14 protein-coding genes are annotated in these 16,554 nt (G+C 40.7%); 13 read left to right on the plus strand and 1 reads right to left on the minus strand.

Translation table 11 applies throughout. The annotated features are described in order from the left end of the window. From B7E04_RS13840 to B7E04_RS13870, 7 genes are all read left to right on the plus strand, one after another. Positions 1-1,173 carry an MFS transporter gene (locus tag B7E04_RS13840; RefSeq protein ID WP_080779187.1) on the plus strand — a complete coding sequence of 391 codons (1,173 nt, stop codon included), beginning with the start codon at positions 1-3 and terminating at the stop codon, positions 1,171-1,173. Between the two features lie 84 nt (positions 1,174-1,257). Continuing rightward, entirely contained in the window at positions 1,258-1,959 is a 702-nt protein-coding gene (locus tag B7E04_RS13845; protein WP_080779188.1) for a DsbA family oxidoreductase, read from the plus strand. A gap of 535 nt (positions 1,960-2,494) precedes the next feature. Next, a complete protein-coding gene (locus tag B7E04_RS13850) occupies positions 2,495-3,100 on the plus strand; it encodes a 5'-methylthioadenosine/S-adenosylhomocysteine nucleosidase family protein (protein WP_080779189.1) in 606 nt (201 codons plus the stop codon). 34 nt (positions 3,101-3,134) lie between these two features. Then, a complete protein-coding gene (locus B7E04_RS13855) occupies positions 3,135-3,704 on the plus strand; it encodes a Crp/Fnr family transcriptional regulator (RefSeq protein ID WP_080779190.1) in 570 nt (189 codons plus the stop codon). Between the two features lie 97 nt (positions 3,705-3,801). Then, positions 3,802-4,206 carry a YceI family protein gene (locus B7E04_RS13860; protein WP_228439925.1) on the plus strand — a complete coding sequence of 135 codons (405 nt, stop codon included), beginning with the start codon at positions 3,802-3,804 and terminating at the stop codon, positions 4,204-4,206. A gap of 121 nt (positions 4,207-4,327) precedes the next feature. Next, a complete protein-coding gene (locus B7E04_RS13865; RefSeq protein WP_080779191.1) occupies positions 4,328-5,404 on the plus strand; it encodes an NAD(P)H-dependent flavin oxidoreductase in 1,077 nt (358 codons plus the stop codon). A gap of 73 nt (positions 5,405-5,477) precedes the next feature. Continuing rightward, positions 5,478-6,002, plus strand: a complete 525-nt coding sequence (locus tag B7E04_RS13870; protein WP_080779192.1) for a GNAT family N-acetyltransferase — start codon at positions 5,478-5,480, stop codon at positions 6,000-6,002. A gap of 533 nt (positions 6,003-6,535) precedes the next feature. Here B7E04_RS13870 and B7E04_RS13875 read toward each other — a convergent pair. Further along, entirely contained in the window at positions 6,536-7,633 is a 1,098-nt protein-coding gene (locus B7E04_RS13875) for a Fe(II)-2OG oxygenase family protein (protein ID WP_080779193.1), read from the minus strand. A gap of 217 nt (positions 7,634-7,850) precedes the next feature. Here B7E04_RS13875 and B7E04_RS13880 point away from each other — a divergent pair, with 217 nt between their 5' ends. The 6 genes from B7E04_RS13880 to B7E04_RS13905 are packed head-to-tail and all read left to right on the plus strand — an operon-like array spanning position 7,851 to position 16,552. After that, positions 7,851-9,377 carry a pyridoxal phosphate-dependent decarboxylase family protein gene (locus B7E04_RS13880; protein ID WP_080779194.1) on the plus strand — a complete coding sequence of 509 codons (1,527 nt, stop codon included), beginning with the start codon at positions 7,851-7,853 and terminating at the stop codon, positions 9,375-9,377. Beyond that, positions 9,349-11,775 carry a GNAT family N-acetyltransferase gene (locus B7E04_RS13885; RefSeq protein WP_080779195.1) on the plus strand — a complete coding sequence of 809 codons (2,427 nt, stop codon included), beginning with the start codon at positions 9,349-9,351 and terminating at the stop codon, positions 11,773-11,775. Before B7E04_RS13880 ends, B7E04_RS13885 begins: the two co-directional genes overlap by 29 nt. After that, positions 11,768-13,084, plus strand: a complete 1,317-nt coding sequence (locus B7E04_RS13890; RefSeq protein WP_080779196.1) for a lysine N(6)-hydroxylase/L-ornithine N(5)-oxygenase family protein — start codon at positions 11,768-11,770, stop codon at positions 13,082-13,084. The genes B7E04_RS13885 and B7E04_RS13890 overlap by 8 nt, the downstream gene beginning before the upstream one ends. A gap of 6 nt (positions 13,085-13,090) precedes the next feature. Further along, positions 13,091-14,905, plus strand: coding sequence for an IucA/IucC family protein (locus tag B7E04_RS13895; RefSeq protein ID WP_080779197.1), 1,815 nt, complete (start codon positions 13,091-13,093; stop codon positions 14,903-14,905). Then, positions 14,902-16,305: an MATE family efflux transporter gene (locus B7E04_RS13900; protein WP_080779198.1), complete on the plus strand. Its 1,404-nt coding sequence runs from the start codon at positions 14,902-14,904 to the stop codon at positions 16,303-16,305. The genes B7E04_RS13895 and B7E04_RS13900 overlap by 4 nt, the downstream gene beginning before the upstream one ends. A gap of 1 nt (position 16,306) precedes the next feature. Beyond that, a complete protein-coding gene (locus B7E04_RS13905) occupies positions 16,307-16,552 on the plus strand; it encodes an acyl carrier protein (RefSeq protein ID WP_062646915.1) in 246 nt (81 codons plus the stop codon). Positions 16,553-16,554: the final 2 nt, after the last annotated feature.

Consider the following 16,554-nt stretch of genomic DNA (forward strand, 5'->3'; position numbering starts at 1 on the left):
ATGAAAAAGTATGCCTATATCGGATGTTTGGGGTTTATTGCCGTAATAACCACTGAATTTGGAGTGATCGGAATTCTTCCGCAGATTGCAGAACATTATCACATCGGTATTGATAAAGCGGGCTGGCTGCTCAGTGCTTTTGCATTGATTATTGCACTCACAGGCCCTTTTATGACGCTGCTGATGTCCGGATTCGACCGTAAAAAAGTCATGCTGGCAGCCATTGCTGTTTTTCTTTTTACAGCTGGAGTCTCTGCCATGTCACCCCCATTCTGGCTTCTGATGCTGGTGCGGATATTGCCGGCATTTTTACAGCCTGTGTATATTGCAACAGCTTTATCCGTTGCAGTGTCTGGTGCAGATAAGAAACAGACAAATAATCTTATGGGAATTGTTTTCATTGGAGTGGCTTTGGCCATGGTCACTACAGTTCCTTTTGCAACGTGGCTGGCGAGTGTGTGGATGTGGGAATCTTCTTTTATTATCCAGGCTGTAGTCAGTACAATAGCCATTGCTGCTATTTACTTTCTACTTCCGCCAATGCCCGTACAGGAAAAAAAATCTTACAGAAGTCAGCTTACAATTTTGACTAAACCCACCTTTATCCTCAGTACTGCCATGAACTTTTTCATGATAACCGGCTGGTTTTCTACCTACAGTTATTTTGCAGATTACCTGAACAAAGCAAAAGGGATGGATGGAACTATGGTGAGCTATATGCTTTTCTTATTTGGAATTATTGGAGTGTTCTCAAATTGGCTGGCTGGAAAAATGCTGAGCTGGAATGTCCCGAAAACAACAGCTTTTTTTCTTTCAGGGAATATAATAATGCCATTTCTACTGTATTTTTCAGGAGACAGTTTGTCCGCAAACATTATCAGCATTGCAATCTGGGGTTTTCTTTATTCTCCGAGTTTTCAGAATGCATCCACATACATGATTTCTTCCGTCCCGGATTCTCTGGAATTTGCCAACAGTCTGGCGACCTCTTTTGGAAATTTAGGGGTCACGCTGGGAACAATGCTGGGAGGATGGATGATTGTTTCAAAAGGGGCGTCTTACAATCCGTGGATAGGCCTTGTATTCGGTATCCTGGCTTTTATCATGATCATATGGAGAAGTATTTTAGAAAAAAGAACCGAAAAAGAGAATCGTATCATCCCGTGTTCATAATTTAATGTAACAAATTTTATTACATTAAATAAATGTCGTAAATTTGCAATACAATAATTTCATTAAAAATTAAAAATAAGAACAATGAAAATAGAAATATGGTCCGATGTGATGTGCCCGTTTTGCTATATCGGAAAGCATAATTTTGAACAGGCTCTGGAAAAACTTCCGTTTAAAAATGAAGTAGAAGTAGAATGGAAGAGTTTCCAGCTGGACCCAACCCTGGATAGCGAGAAACCTCAGAGTACGATTGAATATTTCAAAGAGAAAAAAGGATTCCCCGCCGAGCAGGCATCTCAGATGATCAATCAGGTGGCCGGGATGGGAAAAGCTTCCGGAATTGATTTTAATTTTGAAAAAGCTTTGATCATCAATACGTTTGCAGCCCATAAGCTGCTTCATCTTGCCAAAAAACATGGAAAATCCTCTGAAATGGAAGAAGCCCTGTTTAAAGCCCATTTTATGGATGGAAAAAATGTAGGTGATCAGGAAGAACTTGTTGCACTTGCCGTGAGTTTGGGTATTGATAAAAATGAGGCCAGACATGCTTTGTTATCTGATGAATTTAATGAAGGAATCCGTCAGGATATTCAGGAAGCACAGAATAACGGCATTTCCAGTGTTCCTTTCTTTGTTTTAAACGGAAAATATGCCGTATCCGGAGCCCAGCCGGCCGAGGTTTTTGCCGAAGCTTTACAGCAAACGTATAAAGAAACGGTGAGTCCGTTGAAAGATCTTTCTCAAAACGGAGGAGCTTCCTGCGATACGGATGGATGCAGTATTTAAGTTTGAGGGTTGAAGGGTAAATGGGTTAAGTGTTTACCAATAGTAATCATCTATTAATTCACAGACATCATAAGTAAAAGACGGTAAGAATTGTAAAATTTGCGCAAAACATTAGTGCATTAGTGTTTTTTAATAAAATACAAATCAGTTATTCAGCATAATGAACACCTCAATATGGGGTGTTTTTTTATTTGGGTAATGAAAAATCTTTTAGTACAGCATCCACTAAAGCTAGAAAAGAAGTTTATTTTAACATGAGTTCGGCATAAGACATTTCTGTTTTTATAATGTGGTCAGGAAGTTTGAAGGCCGAAGAGGGAAGTTCTTGAAGTCTGAAAACAGAGCTTTGCAGCAACTTTATTAATTTTTAAAACAAGATTAATCAAATTTCATGACCGGTGTTTAATATAAATACCAGGTATTAACTTCCAGCTTCGCTCTCCCAGCTTCCAGCCAATTCATCTGAAATTTCTTATCCCAAACTCAGGTTATTTTATGTATCAATGCTTATTTTTGTTTCAAATAATTAAGCTTCATGATAAAAATCAACGCCGAATCCCGGTATCCGGTTTCAGAAACCCTGTTTGTCTTTGCTCTGGATTCAGAAGCGGGAAAAGCCTTTGACGGAAAAAATAAGCTGGTAACAGGAATAGGAAAAGTAAATGCAGCCATAGAACTTACCCGGGAAATTCATTCCAGAAAACCGAAGCTGATCGTTAATCTGGGTTCTGCGGGGAGTAAAAATTTCAGCAAAGGTGAAGTGGTCTGCTGTACAAAATTTATCCAGCGTGATATGGATGTGAGAGGACTTGGTTTCAGTCTTTATGAAACCCCGTTATCAGGAATTCCTCCTGTTCTGGAATATGGACTTCAGATGCATGGTCTGGAACAGGGAATTTGCGGAAGCGGTGACAGCTTTGAAATGAACCATTCCGAGACAGATTATAATATTGTTGACATGGAAGCTTATCCGCTTGCCCTGATTGCGAAGAAAGAAAATATTCCGTTTCTGTGCCTGAAGTATATTTCGGATGATGCAGGAAGTGATGCAGCTGATGACTGGTCTGTACAGGTTCACCTGGCTTCGGAAGCGTTCAGAAAGCTGCTTTTTACGGAAGACACCAGTCTTCATCAAGGCTAAATACCCCCGATCTCCTAATCATCGAAAAATACCCATGAGCGAAATATTAAAACAGCAGCTCTTAAAGATCATCGAAATCTCTGATCAGGAATTTGATTATATTTTGAACCATTTTACCCATAAAAAATTTAAAAAACATCAGTTTCTTGTTCAGGAAGGGCAGCAGGTAACGGATGATTATTTTATCCTGTCCGGATGTGTAAAATCATATTATACAGACGCTGCAGGGAAGGTTCATATTATTCTTTTTGGGGCGAAAGACTGGTGGATTACAGACTATGGGGCCTACTATGACCAGAAAGCAGCTACATTGAATATTGACTGTATAGAAGATACGGAAGTTCTGTGTTTAAGCAATGAAAACCGCGAAAAACTCTGCCGGGAATTACATAAGGTGGAACATTTTTTCAGGAAAAAAACCAACCGCAGAAATGTAGCCCTTCAAAACAGGATTCTCACCTTATTAAGCAGCAGCGCAAAAGAGCGCTATGAAAAATTCCTTTCAGATTATCCGGATCTGGTCCAGAAGCTCCCTAAACATATTCTGGCTTCCTATCTGGGGGTCACCCGCGAAACACTCAGCAGGCTCTACATTTCAAAATAATGTGATCCAGATCACTCTTTAAATGTGAGCTGCATCCTTTTAAAAGGACCTCATATCTTCCCAATTTTGTCATAGAAATTTTAAATACATAAAAGCAATGACAAAATTTATGATCCAGCCTGAAAGCAGTACCGTGAACTGGACAGGCAAAAAGATTTTAGGATTACACACAGGAACCATCAATATCCACAGCGGCTACCTGGGTTTTGAAAACGAAGACCTTACAGGTGGGGAAATTGTGATTGATATGACCAGCATCGTCATCACAGACATTCAGGATCCCAAGATCTATAAAGATTTCTTTGATCACCTGAACAATGATGATTTCTTTTCCGTAGACCGGTTCAAAACAGCAAAATTAACGATCACGCATGCAGAAAAAGCAGAAGGAAAATATAAGATCAGTGGCGATCTGACCATTAAAGATATTACAAATCCTGTTCGTTTTACAGCTTCAGTGGAAATTTCACAGATTTCCTGCATGCCCTTGGGGAAATTGTGATAGACCGTACACTGTACAATATGAAATATGGTTCCGGTAAGTTTCTTTCCAATCTGGGAGATAAATTAATTCATGATGAATTTGTACTTCAGTTTAAATTAATAGGGCAAAAATAAGCACCATGAGCTGGAAAGACACAAAATTCACAAAGGTTTTCGGAACAGAATTTCCGATCATCCAGGGACCGTTTGGGGGAAAGCTTTCTTCCGTGGAACTTACAGCGCTGGTCTCCAATGCCGGCGGTCTGGGTTCTTTTGGTTTTCAACCTTTCACAGGGGAAGAAATGATAAATATTTCAAAAAAAATCCGACAGGAAACCAATAAACCGTTCAATGTTAACCTGTGGGTAAAAGACAGAGATGACAGCGCAGATCAGTTTCAGAAAGAGGATTTTGAGAAGGTAATTCAGCTATTTAAACCTTATTTTGAAGAAACCGGTATAGAACCACCTTCATTTCCGCTTCCGGTGAGTCCTGGTTTTGAAGAACAGATAGAAGCTATCTTTGAAATTAAACCCTCTGTTTTCAGCTTTGTGTATGGTATTCCCTCTGCTGATATGCTGGAAAAATGCAGACAGCTTGGCATTAAAACCATAGGAACGGCGACCACACTGGATGAAGCCATTGCTATAGAAAACGCCGGCGTAGATGCCGTGGTGGCTACAGGTTCTGATGCGGGAGGACACCGGGTTTCATTCCTGGATCGGGCAGAAAAGTCTTTGGTCGGAACATTTTCACTCATCCCGCAGGTGGCAGATCATGTAAAAATTCCAATGATTGCAGCCGGTGGAATTGCTGATGCAAGAGGAGTGAAAGCAGCTTTCAGCCTGGGAGCAGATGCAGTACAGATAGGAACCGCATTTTTAGCCACCAAACAGTCCGGGACGAGCAATATCCACAGGAATCTTTTGTTTTCGGAGGAGGCAAGATACACCACATTGACCAAAGTATTTACCGGAAGACTGTCAAGAGGAATCAGAAACCGCCTTACAGAAGAACTGCACGAATTCCAGGATTCCCTGGCTCCTTATCCTCTCCAGGGAAAAATTACCGGAAAATTAGGAGCTTATCCGGCGAATACAGAAACCCATCCTGAATTCAAATCATTCTGGAGCGGCCAGGCAGCCCCGTTACTTAAACATCATGATGCAAAAATCTTCATAGAGTCTTTAATCAATGAGCTTAATGGGATCATGTAAAGCAGAAATAAGCCGTTTCAAGTGGGAAATCCGTGAATTATCCGTATTTTTATGGGACTAATCAGTACTAAGAATGACAGCTATTATCATCAACAAAGCTTCACTGGAAGACCTTGAAACCATTAAGGAGATCGGGATACAGACCTTTTCAGAAACTTTTGCGGAAAGTAATCCTGAAGAAGCGATGAAAACCTATCTCGAACAGAGTTTCAATACAGAAAAACTAAAGTCAGAACTAAATAATCTCGATTCTCATTTCTATCTGGCATGGGAAGAAGATGTTCCTGTAGGATATCTTAAACTAAATTCCGGTGCTGCACAAACTGAACTTCAGGATAAAACAGCTTTGGAAATAGAAAGGATCTATGTTAAAAAAAGTCATCATGGTCAGAAAGTAGGACAGCTGCTGTATGACCAGGCTTTGGAAACCGCCAAAAATCTTAATAAAAGTTATCTGTGGCTCGGTGTCTGGGAAAAGAATCTGAGAGCCATTAAATTTTATGAAAAAAATGGTTTTGAAGTATTCGGAAACCATACATTCAGATTAGGAGATGATGAGCAGACCGATCTGATGATGAAGAAAATTCTGGATGAATAATCATTAGAATCTTTTTTGAAACATTAAAATCAGTTAAGAAGAGAAGAGAAGTTAAGAAAAAATCTAAAGATTTTTTAAACCATATTGCTTAAAGCGAAGTTCACCCTAATTATTTTAACTCTTAATGATTTGATATTTTCTCGCGCAGATTAAACTGATAGAGCAGATTTAGGATCATAGATAAAAATCTTTGATTTTTTTAAGAACTTATGTGAACTTCATATGCTTTTCATTATTTAACTTCAAATAACTAAAGTATTAAAAAACTTTTGTCCCTTTTGTGGTTAATTTTTTTCTTCCGCTAATGACACAGATTTTTGAGAATATTTTTGAACTATTAAGAGCACTGAAGGAATTAAGATAAAATCCATGATTTTTAGACAAATATTATTTAAAGCGAAGCTAAACTTAATATTCTTAAAAACTTAAATTCATCTTAATGGTTTAAAAAAATATTATTACAAAAAAACCTTTTAAGCACAAAGCTTAAAAGGTTTTTTATCATGATTGAGCATTAAATGTTACCGGAACATTTAAATATTTTCAAAGTTTTTACCCAAATGCTCTTCAATCACAAAGAACGGGTCTTCAGTAAGCGTATGAGCTCTCATTTCCATCAGGCTCACTTTGCTCATCATACGAAGCATAATTCTTCTTTGACATTGGTATTCTATGCCGTCAATATTTCTCACGCCTGCACGGAAAGCAGATCTCCCGTGAGCACATAGATGGTTATTCACCAATATGACATCTCCGGCCTGCGGTGTAAAACCTGAATAGACCAGATCTCTTGCCTCTTCCCAGAATTCAGTCAGGTGGTGGTGCGCATCATCGCTCTGTCTGATGCTTGGATTGAACAGCTGTTCTGCTGCATCAAATCTCATGAAAGGGAGCTCATAATTTCCGTAAAGAATAGCATCCAGTACTTCTTCTTCATCCGTTCCTGTTTCCAGATTGGCATCCTTCGGGATCTTATACATACGCTCAAAAAGAGGTCTGAATCTTTCCCCTATAGATTCATGAGAACGGATAGAGTATAGGGTAGAAGGTACCTGCTCTTCATTTCTGATGTACATAAAGCTTAAGAAGTCCGCCTGATGTTTCAGGAAAGCATCTTCGGTATGTACATAAAGATCCGTTGAAGATCCTGACCCGGTCTGGGTTTCCCGCATTTTTTCATCGGGAATAATGGCATGCATCAGGCCGCCACCTTTACGCTGGGAATAATATTGTACGGGTTTTGATGGAAGTGCACCATGAAGCAGGGCACAGGCAAAACCATATATATTGAATTTGGAATAATCCGCAGACTGCCAGTTGGGAGGCGTAGTTCCGATACTTTCCTGATCTATATCCATCAGCCCTCTGAATGCAATGGCTCCGTACTGATCTTTTGAAAAATCGCTCGCAAAATCTGCTGCTATATGTAGAATTCTTTCCGGTAAAAAATAGGAAGCCAGCTGGTGGACGTGGGTGATAAATTCACGGTTTTCATAGCTGCCATATTTTCTCTGAAGATGCACCGCTGCATCTTGTATCATTCTTCTTTCCTGAGAGGTGATCTCAATGACTCTTGGAAGCAGTTTTACCGCAGTAATACTGTCGTTATCTAAAATTTCTAAAGAATTCATTAAAAAAATATTTGGTGTGTGAATATAATTTTTATATTTGTTTTTAATTATTCTAAATAACAATTGCGAGTTCAAATTTATGAATAATTTATTATCTACCAAATAAAAAGTAAAAAAAATGTAAAAATTAAAAACTTGACTGTCAGGTATATACATCTATATATCATATCACTTTACACAACTTATTGATTCTAAAAATCACCTTACAATACCTTATATGAACAACAATCAAATGCCCGCCGGAGACATCCTGGGCGCTTCCTTACCTCACATTTCGGGGAATTTTGGAAATATTTTTCATTCTGATAATTATGATCATTATCGTTCCGCTGTTAAAGAAACTTTAGACCTTGTGGGAACATTCCTTCACAGAAACGATAAACCCTTCAGCGGAATAGAAGCCAAAGAAATGAAAGGCATGGTACAGCAGATAGACCTTAATCAAAAACTGTCTTCTTACCAGGAACTTCTTCAGGAAGTAGATACTATATATGTAAAGCACGCTACTGCTTTTCACTTACCACAATATGTAGCACACCTTAACTGTCCGATTGTTATTCCAGCTCTTGCGGGAGAAATTCTTGTGAGTGCGATCAATTCTTCCCAGGATACCTACGACCAGAGCGCCGGTGGAACCTTTATGGAAAGAAAACTCATCGACTGGACGGCAGAGCAGCTAGGATACAATCCGGAAACCAGCGACGGCGTTTTCACTGCCGGAGGATCACAGAGTAACCTGATGGGGCTTGTGATGATGCGCGACTGCTTTTCTCAGAAAAGATACAATCACAATATCAAATTAGATGGACTTCCACAGGAAGCAGGGCGTTTCAGAATCTTTGTTTCAGATAAATCCCACTTCAGCAACTTAAAGAACGCCTCTATTATGGGGTTAGGCGAGAAATGCATAATTAAAGTTCCTACGGACGAAAGATTCTGTATGGATATCACTTTGCTGAAAAAATACATTAAAAGGGAAGAACAGCTGGGGAATATTCCGATTGGAATTGTAGCCACCGCCGGAACTACGGACTTTGGAAATGTAGATCCGCTGGAAGATATCGCCAATATTGCAGAGCAGTACAACATCTGGATGCATGTAGATGCCGCCTATGGATGTGCTTTGTTATTGAGCGAAAAATACAGACATCTTCTGAATGGTATAGAAAGAGCAGATTCTGTGACAATAGATTATCATAAGTCATTCTTTCAGCCGATCAGCAGCAGTGCGTTTATCGTTAAGAACAAAAGAGAACTGAGAATCCTTAAACACCACGCAGATTATCTGAATCCTGCGGAGATGGATGAAGAGGAAATCCCTGCACAGATCAACAAATCCATCATCCAGAGTACCAGAAGATTTGATGCCCTGAAACTTTGGTTTACCTTAAGAATGATGGGTAAAGAACAGCTTTCCGAATATACGGATACGGTGATAGACCTTACCAAAGACGTAGCTTCCATGATCCAGGAAAATGCCAACTTTGAGCTGCTTTCCGATACGGACCTGAGCGTCCTGGTTTTCCGTTATATCAGAGAAGACATTGAAGATCTGAATGCTTTGAACCAATACATCAAAATGAAACTGTTCTACAGCGGTGAAGTTTTGGTAGCCAGTACAAAAGTAGACGGAAATTTTTATCTGAAGTTTACTTTCCTTAACCCAATTACAACAACAGAAGACGTTCATCAAATTTTAAACAAAATAAAAGCTCATGGAGAAGACTTTGGTACAGCAAACTAAGGTGGCAGAACAGGCACAGGAAATTACAGTACGTATTCTCCTGAACGGAATGCTCCGCGAACTTGGAAACGGAAAATTTTACCAGGGAGTTCCAAAATATGATACCTTAACAGCAAGTGCACTGCAGAACAGTACTTATCCGCTCCACATCAGGTTTGATCTGAAAAAAAGCGAAGTTTTCTTATTTGCTCCCGTTTCCTACCGTTCCGAAAGTACGTTTCATAACTATGGAATGCCTTTATGGATCGTAGATCACAAAAATCAGACGGTTTCTGAAGCCGATCTTGATCAATTGACTGCTTTGGTGTATCAGGAGCTTTCTGAAGGAGCTACCCAACAGGGACAGGAACTGTTCACCAAGAGAGTTCAAAACAGCTTCAGGAATCTTCAGATGATCATGAATGAAGGATTAAAAGATAAAGATGCATTAACGTATTCTTTCCTTGAATCTGAACAGCAGCTTCCTGTAGGACACAACCTTCACCCTTTTACAAAAGCGAGAATGGGATTCTCCAGAGAAGAGCAGCTTCTTTACGGTCCGGAATTCAATAAAGGAATCCTGCTTGAATATTTTCTGGTTCATAAGAGCTGTGTAAAAGAAAATTCAGTGCTGGATATTTCCTATGAAGAGTTTTTGAAAAGCCTGATTTCATTACCGGAAAACCTTGAACAGAAATACCTGAATGAAGGCGAGTCTGTTTCAGATTTTTATACCGTGCCATGCCATCCGTGGGAAGCCAGCTACCTTTTATCTACGGAAGAAGGCGCAGAAATGGTCAGCAACCGTACATTAATCCATATTGGAGTTTTGGGAGAAGAATTTTATTCCACATCTTCCATCCGTAGCATGTACAGCGAGAATATTCCATGGATGCCTAAATTTTCGTTAAATGTCCTTTTAACGGGATCAATAAGAATCAATACGGAGAAAGATCTGGCCAGAGGCTATGCATCAGCATTATGGCGTAAGCATGCCGCAGGATCATTTGAAAAGGATTTTAATCAGTTCAGACTGCTTCTGGAGCCGGTAACATTAGGGGTTTATCATGAAGATAAAAATATCGAAAGCCTTAATCTTCTGATCCGTGAAAATCCGTTTTCACCGGAGGACAAAATTGTATTATTAGCAAGACTTTGTCAGGATGAGCCTTCGGAAGGACAGAATTTTATCCAGAAATTCTTTACGGAAGTTTCGGAAAAACAGGGAACAGGTCCGGAAGAAACTGTGAAATTATGGTTTGAGAAGTATATTAAATTACTGATCACTCCTTTAAATCATCTTTACAGCCAATACGGAATGGCTCCTGAAGCGCACCAGCAGAACCTTCTGATACAACTGGATGACCAGCTGATGCCACAGACTCTTTTTGTAAGGGATGCGCAGGGCTATTTACTGAGAGAAAGTGCAAGAGAACAATACACTGAGCTTTCAAAGGAATATCCTGAGATTGAAGATCTTTTCATCAGGGATGAGCGTCTTCTGGACATTATCTCTTATCATGTACTGGTGAGCAATCTTGCGGCATTGATTGCTTCTTTAGGGAAAACCGGATGGGCAAAGGAAAGGGATCTGATCAATATTTTACATGACGAATTTGAAAAAATTCACCAGAAAGAACCTTCAGATTTCACGCGTTATGCCCTTAAAAACCGGTTTTGGGGTACGAAAACCAATTTTAAAGCGGTAGCTAATGAAATTGACGGAATTACCAGTGCAGGCGCTATTTCTTACGCCAGAGTTCCTAATCTTCTTCATTACCACTATTTCTCTGACCAGCTGATTCAGCCGAAAGGAAAAGGGGTGTTTTTCAGCCGTTATTTCCAGAAAGATGATGTTACAGTTACCATGAGACCGATAGATCTAGATGAAGACCTTGAAATGCTTCACGAATGGTTTAACCGCGAGCATGCCATCAAAATCTGGCAGATGAACTGGCCGATTGATGAGCTGGAAACGTATTACCGTTTGATGCTTCCGGGGGATGAAGCCCATAGCTATATTGTGATGAGTAACGGTGAACCTACCTGTAATATTGAGGTCTACTGGCCGTCCAGGGATATCGTAGGAGATTACTATGACGTGCTGCCTACCGATTACGGAACCCACCAGTTCATTGCACCAACAGATCCGAAGAAAAAATTCGTTTCTCCATCCACACAATCAATGGTAGATTATGTATTTGCCCAGCCGGAGGTAGGAAAAATGGTAGGGGAAGGCTCTGTGGATTCCCTGGCTTCTATGATGAATAAAGCCCATGTGGGTTTCAAAGTAGATAAAGTCATTGAAATGCCTCATAAAAAAGCCAACCTGAACTTCTGCTACAGGGAATGGTATTGGGAAAAATTCCCTCAGAACAAAGACGTAGAATTTACCGTAAAAATTACTGAACATGAATAACGAGAATATATACAATGTGATTGGAATTGGAATTGGTCCTTTTAATTTAGGACTGGCCGCTTTATCCAACCCGATTTCTGAATTAAAAACCCTTTTCCTGGACCAGAGAGACGGCTTCGACTGGCATCCGGGATTAATGATTGACCATGTAACTCTGCAGACGCCATTCTTGTGCGACTGCGTATCCATGGCAGATCCTACCAATCCGTTAAGCCTTTTGAATTATTTAAAAGAAACGAACAGATTGTACAAATTTTTTATCCGGGAAGATTTTTTCATCCCGAGGAAAGAGTATAACCGTTACTGCCAGTGGGTCGTAAGCCAGCTTCCGCAGTGCCGTTTTTCCACGCAGGTTGTGGATATTGTGTATGAAGACGGATTGTATATAATCACAACGGTACATACCAAAACAAAAGAAACAGAAGTTTTCAGAACAGAAAGACTGATTCTGGGAACAGGAACACAGCCGCATATACCTTCATTTATTCCGAAAGAAGATTCGCGTATTCTTCATACAAGTTCTTATTTGTACCGCAAGGAAGAACTTCTGGCTCAGGGTAAGAAAATTGCGGTGATCGGTTCAGGACAGAGTGCCGCAGAGGTTTTCTATGACCTGCTTCAAAGCCGCGATGAAGACACCCAGCTGGGCTGGTATTCCCGTCCGGACCGTTTCTTTCCGATGGAGTATTCAAAATTGACCTTAGAGCTTACTTCTCCTGATTATGTAGATTATTTCTATGGCAGAGACGAATCGGCCAGAAAAACAATTTTAAGCAAGCAGCAGGCACAGTTTAAAGGAATCAATTATGACCTGATCAATGAAATCTACGATTTTATCTACGACCTGAATATCGATAATGCTGATCCGAAGCTGACGATTATTCCAAACAGCCAGCTGGACAGAGTAGATAACAGCGATCCGAACCGTTTAACCCTTGAATTTACACAACTGGAGCAGGAAGTTCCTTACGAACAGGAAGCTGATTATCTGGTGGTAGGAACCGGATACCGTTACCATGAACCTGCTTTCCTGAAGAATATCCAGCCCAGGATTAAAAGAGATTCAGGCGGGCTATTTGCCGTAAACAGGAATTATTCCATAGACCATAACGGCGGCGAAATTTACGTCCTTCATGCGGAAGTACATACCCACAGCTATATTTCAACGGACCTTGGAATGGCTGCGTACCGTAATTCCTATATCATCAATGACATATTAGGAAGGGAACATTATAAGATCGAAAAGAAAATAGCATTCCAGGATTTTGACGTTGAAAAACATGCTGCGATGCCCACTGCGAAAATATAAGAAACAATGAACACCAATTTAAATAATACAATCATCAGTCAGGAAATATGGCTCCAGGCCAACAGGGATCTTATGGCCAAAACCATTGCAGAGCTGATGCATGAAGAACGGCTGAAACCTGTTGAAATCCTTCAGGATGAACAGGGATTTACTGTTTTTAAACTTGAAACAGGAATTGGAAGTATAGAATACAGCTTCCGCGGTCAGGAAAGGATGATGGATTACTGGCATATTGATAAAGACAGCATTCAGAAAATCACGGACAGTGTATCGTCTGCTGTTCTGAATATCCCTGAATTTTTCCTTGAAATGCAGACCGTACTTGATCTTGATGCCAATACTTTAGCAAGATATACAGAAGAATTACTGTATACTTTATATTGCGATGCTTTAATCTTATCAAGAGGCGTGATGACTTCAAAAGATCTGGCGTCCAGCAATTACCAGACGGTAGAGCATCAGATGACTGGACATCCGTGGGTAATCGTAAACAAAAGCCGATTAGGATTTTCCCCGACCGATCTTGAAACATTTGCTCCCGAAGCAGCACAGGATTTAAAAGTGCTTTGGCTGGCAGCCCACAAAGACAGATCTGCTTTCCAGTCGCTGGAACATATTGATCAGGAAGAATTCTACCGTTCCGAAATGGGAAATGAATTATTTGAGAAATTCCAGCAAAAGCTGATCAGTGAAGGGAAATCCGTTCAGGATTATAATTTAATTCCGGTGCATCCGTGGCAGTGGGAACATAAACTGAAGATTCATTTTGCAGGGGATATTGCTGGCGGTATTTTAATACTGCTGGGAGAAGGAAATGATATCTACAGTCCGCAGCAGAGTATCCGTACCTTATTCAATATTAATCATCCTGAAAAAAGATACCTTAAAACTGCAGTATCTATTTTAAGCACGGGAAATATCAGGGGATTATCACCAAAACAGATGAAAATTGCTCCTGCTATTACAGACTGGGTAAAAGGCCTGATCAAAGATGATGCTTATCTGGAAGACAAAGGAACCATATTTTTGGGGGAAGAAGCTTCTATTGCCTATCTGCATCCCCAATACAGTTCCATTACAGGAGTTCCTTACCAGTACAATGAATTCCTGGGTGCCTTATGGCGTGAAAGTGCCTGCAAATACTTAAAGGAGGATGAAGAAATGTTCACCATGGCTTCACTGCTTTTTGTGGATCAGAATGGAGTTCCTTTGGTTCAGGCTTTTGCAGAAAAAGCGGGTACCAGCATCAGACAGTGGATTACAGATTATCTTGACGCTTATCTTACCCCGCTGCTTCATATCTACTATACCCATTCTCTTTGTGTGACGCCTCACGGGGAAAACATTATGGTCGTCCTGAAAAACGGATTGCCACAAAGAATTGTCATCAAAGATTTCGTGGATGATATCGTTCTGACCCCGGAAGCAAGGGAAAAACTTCCTGATCATCTGGCAGATGGACTGATCCAGTCTTCCAACAAAGAAAATGTACCGTTGTCTATTCTTCTGGGCGTTTTTGATGCATTCTTCAGGTATTTAGCCAATGTCCTGCATACACATTCCGGTTTTCAGGAAGAAACATTCTGGACCCTTGTTCATGAATGTATTGAGAACTACAAAAATCACAACCCTCATCTGAACGAACGTTACGAAAAATATGATCTGTATGTGCCTGCATTTAAAAGGTTTTACATCAACAGTGTGCGACTGAAGAATGGCGGTTACAGCGAAAATAAGGCATTTGCAATCCCGAAAAAAGATGGTGCACTGCCGAATCCGCTGTATCAGATTGTGAATAAAAACTCGGTAGCGGAAGTATGAGAAAGCTTCTGCATCTTGTAAAAGAAGGCTCTGTATTTGCGTACGGAGCAATGGCAGGGAAAAAGGTCGAGCTTACTTCAGGCAGCATCAACCGTTCTATCTTCAGCCTTGCCATTCCTATGGTGATGGAGCTGGTGATGGAATCCGTATTTGTGAGTATCAACCTTTTGATTATTGCAAAACTCGGCGATAAAGTCCTTGGGCTTGTAGGAATTGCAGACAACTACATCAATTTTGCCAATGCAATTGCCATTGGTTTAGGGATCGCTGCTGCAACACTGACGGCAAGAAGGGCCGGAGAAAAAGATCAGGAAGGAATGAGCCGTACTGCCCATTACATCATATTGCTGGCCGCGGCTTTTGCATTACTGATTGGCGGTCTTTCATTCCTTTTTGCCGGGGAAATCATCAGCTTCCTCGGGTTCAATACAGGAATCGTGGAGAACGGTCTTTTATTTTCAAAACTGGTCTTTTTAAGTATTGGCCTGGTGATTCTGCGTCTCTCGATTAATGGATTGTTCAGAGGTGCCGGAGATGCGGATCTTGCGATGAAGTCACTTTGGCTTTGTCATACCTCCAGTATGATCTTTGCCGTGATCCTGGTCTTCGGGCTAGGCTTTATTCCTGCGTACGGGCTGATGGGTCTGGCTTATGCCACCATTTTATCCCGTTTGCTGGCGGTACTGTACCAGTTCTTTATTCTTCTTACCCGCAGGACAAGTGTCAATATTCTTACGAAATTTCACGTTGACCTGCCTTTAATCAGGAAAATACTGAAAATTACTTTTGGCGGGCTGGTTCAGTACATTATTCCTGCTTCCAGCTGGCTGATTATGGTGAAGATTATCGCCACTTTCGGGACTACGGCATTGGCGGGCTATATTATTGCCCAGAGGATTGCTTCGGTAGCCACGATGCCTGCCTGGGGAATAGGAAACGCCGCCGGTGTTCTTACCGGACAGAACCTGGGAGCCGGAAATCCGGACCGCGCAGAAAAAACCGTGTGGAGAGCCGGAGGAATCAATATGACGTATCTGGTAGCAGTTGCCATATTCTGGCAGTTTGCCGCTAAATATGTGGTGACTTTCTTCACCCAGGAAGCTGAGGTTGCACAGTATGCCATTCAGTATATCCATGTGGTATCGATGGCCTATCTCTTACTGGGCTTTACAATGGTGATCAGCCGTGCGCTTAATGCCGCAGGTAATATCATGCAGGTAACGCTGCTGTACATGATCATGTTCTACGTTATTCAGCTTCCTTTGGCGTACCTGCTTGGGGTAAGGCTTCACTGGGAGCTGAAAGGAATATTTACGGCGATTGTTTCTTCGGAAATCGTATTGGCCGTATTATTCTTAATGATTTTCAAAAATGGTAAATGGAAAACTATAAAAATTTAAAATGCACACAACAGACGAATTTTACGAAATTATAGCCTCAGCAATCGCTGTGAAAAAGGAACTGGTAGACGAAAACTTAACCTATCAGGAGATTCCTGAATGGGATTCCATGTCGCACCTGCTTATTGTAGAGGCTCTGGAGCAGTTCTACCGTGTCAAGTTTGACTTTAATGACATCCTGGAAATGGGAACTGTCGGAAAGATCCGCGAAAAAATGAAAAAATACGATGTACTCGTAGAAAACTAAGT

The sequence above is a fragment of the Chryseobacterium phocaeense genome (genome assembly GCF_900169075.1).
Classification (GTDB): domain Bacteria; phylum Bacteroidota; class Bacteroidia; order Flavobacteriales; family Weeksellaceae; genus Chryseobacterium; species Chryseobacterium phocaeense.